The organism is Bradyrhizobium sp. (assembly GCF_049512235.1).
Taxonomy (GTDB): domain Bacteria; phylum Pseudomonadota; class Alphaproteobacteria; order Rhizobiales; family Xanthobacteraceae; genus Bradyrhizobium.
The window spans coordinates 1-9485 of sequence record NZ_JBEKXH010000256.1 but is presented as its reverse complement, the minus strand read 5'-3'; the positions used below and the strand labels follow the sequence as shown (position 1 = coordinate 9485).

Sequence of the window (9485 nt, the reverse complement as noted above, 5' to 3'; positions counted from 1 at the left end):
ACCGCAACCCTCAGACTACTGAGGCGTTGCTGGAGCAACTGCTCATCCGATAGCTTTTCCCAGGCATATTTCCGGCGCGGCATGGGCATCTCGAAGTCAGAACAACAGGGTAATCAGATGGTGTCATAGGATATTGCTGACAACAACCGCCGAGTCTCCGCGGCGCGCCGTTGTTCAGCGACCCACGTCGGCTTTGGGTCAATCGCGCCCAGGTCGAGCCTTCAGCAGCTCCGGCCATGTCCGCTGTACTGCGCATTACGCCACCGCGCGGCTGCGCGGTGCGGATTGAGCTCGATGTAGCGATAGCAAGCGAGCACGTAGCGTTCCGACTGGGCGCGTTGGAGCCGAAGGCGTAACCCGCCATCTTGGCTATCATAACGGCGGATCTTGATCCGCCCTACGAGCTACAGACTGATCCGGGTTACGCGTTGGCGTTTCACGGCCGCAACTGCCTTCGATCCCGTCGGGCTTAACGCCGTCCGCAAGATCGCTGAACTTGCGTGCGCGCCTTGATGGCCCTGTCGAAAACGCTACATCGCTGGCGCAGACTCGCGGCCCGGCGCCTCTTCCGCCAAGGCACGCCTCACCGCGTCCGGATCGCGATCAATCATCAGCAGATAGGCGTTCGCCGCAGTGTCGGGCTCCGACCTGCCTTGCTCCCAGTTTCGCAGCGTCGCGAGTTCGAGGCCGAATTCCAGCGCGAACTGCTCTTGCGACATGTGCATCCGGTCGCGCACGTGACGGGTGTCGACCTTGTAGGGCGGCGGAACGACCCTGACTTCAACTTTGCAGGCCGCCAGTTCGCCCCGGAGCGCATCGATGCTCTCGACCATGGGAAGTTCGACGACTGCACGACCCTCGTCGAACAGTCTTTCTGCCGCCGCCTTTGCCTCGCGGATCGGAAGGTGTCGCTTCACCATCGCCTCGGCGGCGCCTGGCGCGTCAAGTTGGTGTGGCTCGCACAGCAGGAGGAGCTTTACGCGTGAACCTGATTGGACGCGGCTTCCGGCCGGGTCCCGCACCCGTAATCCGGATAGCTCCTTCAACGATGAGTTCGTCGACATCGATGTGCTCCATGGTCTCCAAAACAATCTTTCTCAGCTTCACGTGACCGAGTTGGTTGGCCCAAACTCCCACCCCGTGAACGTTGAGGCCGCGTAACGTCAGCCTTCGGCCATCGAGTATCGCCTCGGCCATTATTTCGAGGTGACCACCTTCGGTGATCACCCGGCCGATGACGATCCCGTCCTCGATTTCGTCGATCTCAATCTCGACTGCCAAATTTGCCCTCCCAGTTATGTACGCAACTTGCGTAGCTAATCAAGTTCCGCTCGGAGTTATTTAGGCAAACGGACCATGCGCCCTGCGAAGCGCCCGCCGGCGACGCGTGCGATGCCGGCTTCATTGACGAGTTGCGCGGTGCGACGAACGGCGGCTGGGCGCTCGGTGATCCGCGCTTCAAGCGCGAGATCGCCAATGCGCTGGGCCGGCGGGGACGCGCCTCTGCCCAGAGGACGGCAGTCCAAGCCGAAGACGCCGGCTCGCCGGCCAAGTCGACTCTAATTCCACTCTGACCGCGATTTCCTCAAAGAGGGAACGCTTTTGCTTGCACTTCCCCTTGATCTCGAAAACGCACCCGCAGGAGGCGACGGCGTGGCCGGCACGCGGGATCGAGCGCCCCCGATGAGCGGTTCAATCCGCCTTGCGTGAGGGATCAATCAAAACCGCTTGGCGGAGACGCAGCGCGGCTCGGGGGCAAGCCTGGAGCCCGGCCGACCAGGCACGCCCCACCCGTCAAAAAATTGACGCTGGCCGCATACGATTGCGCGCTAAAGTGTTATGTTTGGACAAAAGAGGAACTGACCGCCGTGGACGAAAAGAGCCAATATCGGTTGAAAATCGACGTTTTCAGTGTCGATAGCCTGCCTATGGGCAGGCTAGCCGAATACATGGCTGAGCTCGCCCAGCTGCTCGGCGAGCGCGAGCGTGTGCACTTTTCCCATTTGGAGCCTGGTAGCGCGGTACTCGTCTCGAATATCGAACATCCGGCCATCCCGAAGGTTGCGGAGCGTGTGCACCAAGTCAGCCAGGGCGACGGCCCGAAAGAGGCCATGCAGGCTTTCAAGAATCTCGACAACATGCTGGCGAAAGACAACGCGGTGGCCGTCTTGATTGCGCCGGGTCAGACCAACGTCATTGAGTTTCCCGGTCGTACAAGACCAAAGCCAGTGCGTTACGGGCCGTTTCGCGAGGTGGGGACACTCGACGGCAGGATCATTCGTGTTGGCGGGCGTGATGAGACTATCCCGGTGTGGATCAAAGACGGCGATGTTGAGTATCATTGCAACGTGCGCGGCGAAGACGTCGCGCGGCGGCTGGCGGCTCATTATCTGAACGGGGTCGTGCGCGTACGCGGCAACGGCAAGTGGCTACGCGAGGAAAACGGCAGCTGGGTGCTACAGCAGTTCGACATTGCCGATTTCGAGGTGCTTGATGATAGCCCACTTTCTGAAGTTGTAGGTAAGCTGCGGGCTGTCGAAGGCGGCGAATGGCACGAAAGCAACGATGCCCTGCGTGATGTGCTGGGACTGCGGCGCGATGACAGAGATCGCCACTAAATGGCGTTTGTGGTCTTTGACTCGTCGTTTCTAATCCCACTCCCAGACCCCCAAGTCAAAGGTGTGGGGGAGGTCGATGAGCGGCTGCTACACCTCATCGCGACGCTCGACAGACAGAAAGATATCATTATCGTTCCCACACCCACGCTAAGCGAGACACTCATCGGCGCGGGTGACGCCGCTCCGAAATACCTTGATATTTTGAATAAGACCTCGCGTCTTTGAATTGCTGCATTCGGGGAACGCGCAGCGGTCGAAGCCGCCGCGCGGCATCGGGAAGCGCTTCGGGTAGGCGATAAGAAAGAAGGCTCTGAAAGTTGGTCGAAACTGAAGTTCGATCGCCAAATAGTTGCGATAGCCAAGGTGGAAGGCGCTGAACGCATCTATTCCAATGATGCTGATATACACCGCTACGGTAAAAGTGACGGCTTGCAGGTTTTTCGTCTAGAGGACTTGGAAGCTCCTCCTGAAAAAACCCCAGACCTGTTTGACGAAAAATGAGATCAGCCAGAGCGCAAGATCAGTGGCGTTGCAGGGATTGCGCATTCCAGCTCGTAGGGCGCATAGGAGCCGAAGGCGTAGTGCGCCATCTTGGCGATTCATAACGGCGGATCGTGATCCGCCCTGCGAGCTACGAGCTTCCTTGAAAAGTGTCAGAAATATGCATACATTTCTGACAGGAGCGTGCCATGCAGCGGTTGACCGAACAAATTCTGGCACATGCGGAAGGGTTGCCGGAAGGCACACCCTTGGCGGCTAAGAGCTTGCTCCACCTCGGCAATCGCGCCGCTTTGGATCAGGCTCTGTCGCGTCTGACGGAGCGGGGCCAACTGATCCGCGCGGGGCGCGGCGTTTATCTTCGCCCCGTCGCGAGCCGGTTCGGCACGCGGGCTCCCTCCGTCGAGCAAGCAGTCGAGGCGCTGGCCAGCCAGCGGGGCGAGGTCATCGTCTCGAACGGGGCGGCCGCTGCAAACGCCCTGGGTTTGACGACGCAGGTGCCTATCCGGTCGGTCTATCTGACCTCGGGCCGCAGTCGGACGATGAACTTCGGCAAGCAGGTCATCGAGCTGCGACATGCGCCGCGCTGGCAATTGACTTTGGCCAATCGGCCAGCGGGCGAAGCGGTCCGGGCACTGGCCTGGCTCGGCCCGGACAAGGCCGACGAGGCGCTCAAGGTGCTCAAGCGAAAAATGCCGGCGGGCGCATTTGGTGAACTGGTGGCCGTCGCGCCGCAGCTTCCGACCTGGCTCGCCCGAAGCGTGGGCAAGTCCGCCTATGGCTGATGCCTTCCTCCGCCTTTCGGCCAGGGATCGCCGCGACGCCCTCGGTGTCGCGGCCGATCAATCGGGGCGACCTGCGCACCTTCTGGAGAAGGACGTGTGGGTGGTCTGGACGCTCGCCGCCCTCTACGGATCGCCTCTCGGCGAGCATCTGGTGTTCAAGGGCGGCACGTCGCTGTCGAAAGCCTACAGGGTCATCCGGAGATTCTCAGAAGACGTCGACCTCACCTACGACATCCGCGCGATCGCGCCGGACCTTGTGGGCGCCGATGGGGAAGCGCTGCCGAAGACGCGCAGCGAGGAGAAGCGGTGGTCGAGCGAGGTCCGCCGACGTCTGCCGGAATGGGTTGCCCGGACCGCGCAACCCGTCATCGCAAGCGCGTTGGCCGCCGAAGGGCTGGCGGCGGCGATTCGCGTCGAAGGTGAGAAGCTGTTCATTGACTACGAGGCGACGACGACCGGCTCGGGCTATGTCGCGCCGATCGTCATGCTCGAGTTCGGGGCTCGCTCGACCGGCGAGTTCGCGCGATATCGTCTGCGATGCGTCCGGACTGATCGACGGGGTGGAGTTTCCGAAGGCCCGCCCACGCGTGATGCACGCGGAACGGACGTTCTGGGAGAAGGCGACCGCGATCCACGTATTCTGCCTGCAGGAACGGCTGCGGGGCGATCGGTTCGCCCGCCATTGGCATGATGTGGTCCGGCTGGACCAGGCTGGGCTCGCCACCGCGGCCTTCGCTGACCGCGATCTCGCCAAGGCGGTGGCGCGTCACAAGGGTATGTTCTTCGCCGAGAGGGCCGCCGATCGCAGTCCTATCGACTACGCGGTTGCTGTCAGCGGTGGCTTGCGCCTTGTGCCCGCTGGCGATGCCCTGAAAGCCCTGGAGGAAGACTATGCCCATATGGTCGCGGACGGGTTGCTGTTGGAAGATGCTGAGCCCTTCGAGACGCTGATGGCGCGATGCGCCGACATTGCCGTGATGGTGCGAAGGGGAAACGGGAACCACCACGTTTATCGTAAGTCGCAAATAGTGGTGGTCCCCTATTTCACTTCCCCTTGATCGAAAAACCGCACCCGCAGGGAGGCTGAGCATAGCCACAGCGCAGCCGGAAACCGGGATCGAGTGCGACAGTGAGATCGGTCAAAAGGGGCGCGCGTAGGAGCGCGAACATCGCGACGGCGGAGCCGGCACGCGGGATCGAGCGCCCCCGATGAGCGGTTCAACACCACCTTGCGTGAGGGATCGTCACCGTATGGCGGAGAGGCAACGCGGCTCCGGGCAAAGCCTAGAGCCTGACCCGGTAGGGACACGCACGCTTCACCAGAGACTAGAACAAGGGGTCTTGACGATTCGGCAGTTCATCCCCATTATACCTGCAAATGGATCGGGCTTTCTCGGTCGGCGTCTGGCTCTGGGCAACCGGGGCCTTTCGCTTTTTAGGGGAAGATTTTCAGGCCGTAGCCGTTAGCGCTGCCTTTGCCGTCCTTTCTAAGTTTCTTCTCGATGATATCATACGCCCGATTTGGCTGGTCAGGCCGAATGACCCGTCTGGCGATCGGTTGCGCCACCAGATCTGCGAATTGCAGTCCCGTCGAGTTGTGTTTTTTGTCCATGAACCGAATGTCGAAGTTTGGCATTTTGCCAGCTTGATTGTTGCCGTCGCAGATTCGGCGAAACTCCAGCTCAAGCTTTGCATCTTCCTTGGCGCCTCGACACTCGACTAGCAAATACGTGATCTTGTCAAGCTGTCCGAGGTCTCGCAGAAAATAGAAGAGCCGTTCCATACAAAATACGAGCGCAATCTCGTAGGGATCGCGCGGCTCCGTGTACTTTTTCTTGTGGGCGGCCTTGTCGATCACAGCTGCGACGACTGTAAAGGGTGCTTCCTCAATCGTCTTGTTCACCTGGTCGATGAAGGCCGCGCGGGTTTTGGGCTCGCGCAAAATGCGGAAGTCACCGTGCTGCTTCCTGATTTCGTGCCCCCGCAGCACAACCGCATCGTGTCCCCAATACTCGAATTTGAGACGCTGAACGCTCGGGACGACCCTTTCCACGAAGTCAGATTTCTTAAAAATGCAGAACGCCAGAGAGAATACCGGAAAATTCGGGTCAATGGATTGAAGGCTGTGGTCGCCGCTCTCATCGACATAAACGACATAATCGCTAAATGGCATGGTATCTTTCTATCACAACAATTCACGGTCGGCGAGCCGCACCCGAGTCATCCACCGAGGTACCTCCTCACTTACTCTTTGACGACTTCGACGCCGCCAGCTGTTCCAATCGTCCAGCCGGCACCACCCATCTTGGTGGTGAGCTTGTTGAGCCAAGTGTTAGTCTTTTTCCCGAGGTCCGGTCCCCGTTTAATCCCATCTTCGTTGGTCGCTGTCTTCAACTTGGTGATATCGTCCTCAGCGGTGGCCGTCCGGTCTTGGCCCGGGGTCACGCGGCGTCCGAGCTGGGCTGCGATCTACTCCTGGAAGCGCGCCGCGCCGAGAACGAATCCGCCATTGGTCGCCGCGCGGATTCACCCCGTTTATTTCACTGAGATGGCGGGTTTCGCCTTCTTCAACCCGCTCGCCCCACGGGCCTTGTTCCTTTCAAAATCCTGTCAAGCCTGCGGTAGGGACCGTCAGCCCTGTCGAGCGAAACGTTCGGAAGTGCAGCAAAAACAAACAAACCGAAGCAGGTTGCTCCAATCCAATTCTACGCCGTTGAATAGCGTTTAGCGCAGTGCTGTTGGCTTGGTTAAGGGAGTCAGTTGGCGTGTGGAAGGGGCTTTCGTTGTCGCGGTCCAGGTAGGACGGTCGCTGTCCTATTTTGCTTCATTTTGGCCGGTTGCGCTGCCAGACCTGGCCCAGAGGTGCTGACGCCCGTTGCGGCCTCGTCCGGCGAAAAGGCGCTGCGGATCTATGTGGCAACCACGCGTGAGCGACAGACTTCGTCGGGGAACGTATTCACCGCGAACCGCGCCGGTGCGCTCAACTTTGCAGAGTTTGTCGTCTCGGTGCCGCCCGGCCACAAGTCCGGCAATCTCGAAATGCCGACCGCAGCCCCCGATCCACGGAGCAGCTTTGCCGTGGTGGATCAGGCCGTGATGAGCGAAGCCGATTTTCGCAAAGCCGTCGCTCCGCAAGGCGATATCAGGCGAAAAAAGCACAAGGTCTTCATTTTCGTGCACGGGTTTAACAGCAACTTCCAGGAGTCGCTGTTCCGATTAGCCCAATTGCAGGCGGACATCAAAATCGACGGGATTCCGATCCTGTTCTCCTGGCCATCGCAAGGTCAGGTAGGCGCCTACGAAATGGACAGGCAATCGGCACTCTATTCGCGTGACTATCTGATGGCTTTACTAACAATGCTAAGCAGCAGCTCCGAGGTCAGCGACATTACGGTGGTCGCCCACAGCATGGGTGCCATGTTGATGGTTGACGCGCTGCGCCAGCTTCGTATCGAGCGCAAAGACCGAGTGATCGCCCGGCTAGGCCGTGTTGTGCTGGCGGCGCCCGACATCAACGCGGAAACGTTCCGCGCCCAGGTACAAGGCATCGGTCCGCTCAAGCCACCCTTGCTGGTTCTGGTTTCCAAGGATGATGGCGCGCTTCGAATGTCCAGTTTTCTTGACGGTGGCATCGCGCGCGCCGGCGACATCAATGTTGACGATCCCGTCGTGAGGGAAGCTGCCCTGGAAGAAAAGGTTCAAATCGTCGACATTTCGAGGCTCGCAAAGCACGACGATCTCGGCCATGACCAGTTCGTCAGTGTTGCCGTACTTTATTCACGAGCGCACGAGCAAGCCGCGCGCTATCGCTACACGGCTGGCACCTTCGTCTTTACAGATGATGATGAGACGTTGTTGCGGCCGATCGACATCGGAAATCAGGCGGCTGCGCAATGAACGGCTTGGTCCTCGGTCGGCGTGTCTCAAAGGTGCCAAAGCAAGAGGTCGCTGCGCTCCAGCCCGCTGCGCGGGGGCAAGAGCCGAGAGACCGGAAGCCAGCCGAGAGGAAAGCGCTGGCGGGTTGAGAGCCGCGTCCTGAGATTGAGGTGTCAATGTCCCGATTGCGATTTCACACATGGATCGTTACGACTTTCATAATCATTATGGCCGCCGCTCCACTACGGGCTTTAGCAACACCAGAAGCGTCTGCGTGCGGGTACCTCGCTGGTCTAATCGATAAGGCACCGCCAGGGCCGTTGTTCTTGCCCAGCTATCCGACCGTGGAATCGGGGCCTCTCCATGGCGCCGCATACCTCTATGACAATGCGGTGGCCGCCATCGCATTAGTCGGTTGCGGTGAGCGAGACCAAGCATGTCGGATCGGCGCGGCGATTCTCTGGGCCATCGATAACGACCGCACCTGGCATGATGGACGGCTCCGGAACGCTTACGCCGCGGGTGTGGTTGCGAATGGCTCCGCCAAACTTCCGGGTTGGTGGGACGCCGCCGCGTTTGGCCTTCTTGCAATCCGCACAGGCGATTCGCGCTGGCGTGATATGGCAACGGCTGCTGAGCACTTCGTGGATACGATGTGGGATCCGGCATGCGCCTGTTTCGCCGCAGGCACCGCCGAAGACGGCGTCACGCACAATCCGACTTTGGCCCTGGATGCTCAAGTCTGGACCTTAACGGCGCTCCCCGAAGCGGCCAAGGAATTTGCATCGGCAATTGCTACCGCCGAACGGCGAATGAGTGTCGACAAGGGCTTTTCCTACGGTGAAGACCGAGATGGTGTGTGGACCGAAGGGACGGGCCAAATGGCTCTCTTGCTGGAATTGCTCGGCAGGACTGGGGAGGCAAAATCGTTGGTCGCTGTAATCGAATCCCAGAGGTCGCCGGATGGCGGGTTCTATGCCACGAGTGTCCGAGGGCTGTCGACTGGGTTCATGTTGGATACCGATCCGGCCAAGCCACGACTCTATTTCCGATTGCCGCATCTCGGCGCAGCTTCGTGGGCTGCCCTTGCGGAACGGGGGTTCAATCCCTTTACGGCGACAAAAGGACTTCCGTAGTTAAGGCCGCAGTGGCCCCCGTCTCAGCCCTTCAGTCCCATCCTAGTTAAGTTGCTTTTTCGATTTCGATAAGTCCGCAAAGGGTCAAGGGCCTCCGTGGCCGGCAGGCTGATGGCACAGCCGGTCTAACCCCAGCTCCGGAAATACGCGTGTGTTCCGGCACTTACGCTTCGTGCCATTAGCGGAAACTTGAAAACGACTGCCAGCTTGCTAAATTCACTTCGGCGACTGCGCTCCGCCGCGTCACGAGGTCAAATCGATGAGATTAGAAGAGTCTCCATTTCGTCCTGGCTGGTGGGGCACGGACTTAAGAGATGTGGGTCTTGGAGATGTTCGCCCACGGGTCTCGACGTATGGATGTTACGACTTCGCTCGCCTGCCTCCATTACCGCATCGTTTGAGTGGTGGTCTCGATTGGTTAACTGGCGCTCGGGACTACTCGCCCAATATTGGTGAAGAGCGATCGAAAGAAAATGTGGCGGCGTTTGCTGAACTGCAATCGGTTGTTGAGTTCAAAGGCATCCGATTGCCGGCGGCGTTCACAAAGCTCTTCTCCACGCCATCGCTCCAGC

10 protein-coding genes and 1 pseudogene are annotated in these 9485 nt (G+C 59.7%); 7 read left to right on the top strand and 4 right to left on the bottom strand.

Annotation, left to right across the window (positions count from 1 at the left end):
• Positions 1-530 precede the first annotated feature (530 nt).
• The gene (locus ABSG20_RS21895; RefSeq protein ID WP_423866600.1) at positions 531-917 is read right to left on the bottom strand and encodes a helix-turn-helix domain-containing protein; all 387 of its coding nucleotides are present in this window, start codon (positions 915-917) and stop codon (positions 531-533) included.
• A 25-nt stretch (positions 918-942) separates the two neighbouring features.
• Entirely contained in the window at positions 943-1281 is a 339-nt protein-coding gene (locus tag ABSG20_RS21890; RefSeq protein ID WP_423866599.1) for a hypothetical protein, read from the bottom strand.
• A 587-nt stretch (positions 1282-1868) separates the two neighbouring features.
• Between ABSG20_RS21890 and ABSG20_RS21885 the strand changes: the two genes are divergently transcribed.
• From ABSG20_RS21885 to ABSG20_RS21870, 4 genes and pseudogenes are all read left to right on the top strand, one after another.
• Positions 1869-2618, top strand: a complete 750-nt coding sequence (locus tag ABSG20_RS21885) for a hypothetical protein (RefSeq protein ID WP_423866598.1) — start codon at positions 1869-1871, stop codon at positions 2616-2618.
• A gap of 363 nt (positions 2619-2981) precedes the next feature.
• Complete coding sequence (locus ABSG20_RS21880) at positions 2982-3119, top strand: hypothetical protein (protein WP_423866597.1); 138 nt, start codon at positions 2982-2984, stop codon at positions 3117-3119.
• Positions 3120-3307: 188 nt separating this feature from the next.
• A complete protein-coding gene (locus ABSG20_RS21875) occupies positions 3308-3901 on the top strand; it encodes a DUF6088 family protein (RefSeq protein ID WP_423866596.1) in 594 nt (197 codons plus the stop codon).
• A pseudogene (locus tag ABSG20_RS21870) lies at positions 3894-4959 on the top strand (nucleotidyl transferase AbiEii/AbiGii toxin family protein). Before ABSG20_RS21875 ends, ABSG20_RS21870 begins: the two are co-directional and overlap by 8 nt.
• Before the next feature lie 377 nt (positions 4960-5336).
• On the opposite strand, the gene ABSG20_RS21865 reads toward ABSG20_RS21870, so the two are convergent.
• Both ABSG20_RS21865 and ABSG20_RS21860 read right to left on the bottom strand, forming a co-directional pair.
• On the bottom strand, positions 5337-6074 hold the full coding sequence (locus ABSG20_RS21865) for a DUF3800 domain-containing protein (RefSeq protein WP_423866595.1): 738 nt from the start codon (positions 6072-6074) through the stop codon (positions 5337-5339).
• 71 nt (positions 6075-6145) lie between these two features.
• Complete coding sequence (locus tag ABSG20_RS21860; protein ID WP_423866594.1) at positions 6146-6295, bottom strand: hypothetical protein; 150 nt, start codon at positions 6293-6295, stop codon at positions 6146-6148.
• Positions 6296-6763: 468 nt separating this feature from the next.
• On the opposite strand from ABSG20_RS21860, the gene ABSG20_RS21855 reads away from it, so the two are divergent.
• From ABSG20_RS21855 to ABSG20_RS21845, 3 genes are all read left to right on the top strand, one after another.
• Positions 6764-7798 (top strand): alpha/beta hydrolase, encoded by a 1035-nt coding sequence (locus tag ABSG20_RS21855; protein ID WP_423866593.1) that lies wholly within the window; start codon positions 6764-6766, stop codon positions 7796-7798.
• 305 nt (positions 7799-8103) lie between these two features.
• On the top strand, positions 8104-8913 hold the full coding sequence (locus tag ABSG20_RS21850) for a hypothetical protein (protein ID WP_423866592.1): 810 nt from the start codon (positions 8104-8106) through the stop codon (positions 8911-8913).
• A gap of 259 nt (positions 8914-9172) precedes the next feature.
• Positions 9173-9485 (top strand): hypothetical protein (locus tag ABSG20_RS21845; protein WP_423866591.1); only part of this gene is annotated, 313 nt, incomplete at its 3' end.

Bases quoted from the DNA above. Each gene is read 5' to 3' on its own strand.
- ABSG20_RS21865 (WP_423866595.1), bottom strand. From the start codon at position 6,074: ATGCCATTTAGCGATTATGTCGTTTATGTCGATGAGAGCGGCGACCAC.
- ABSG20_RS21875 (WP_423866596.1), top strand. From the start codon at position 3,308: ATGCAGCGGTTGACCGAACAAATTCTGGCACATGCGGAAGGGTTGCCG.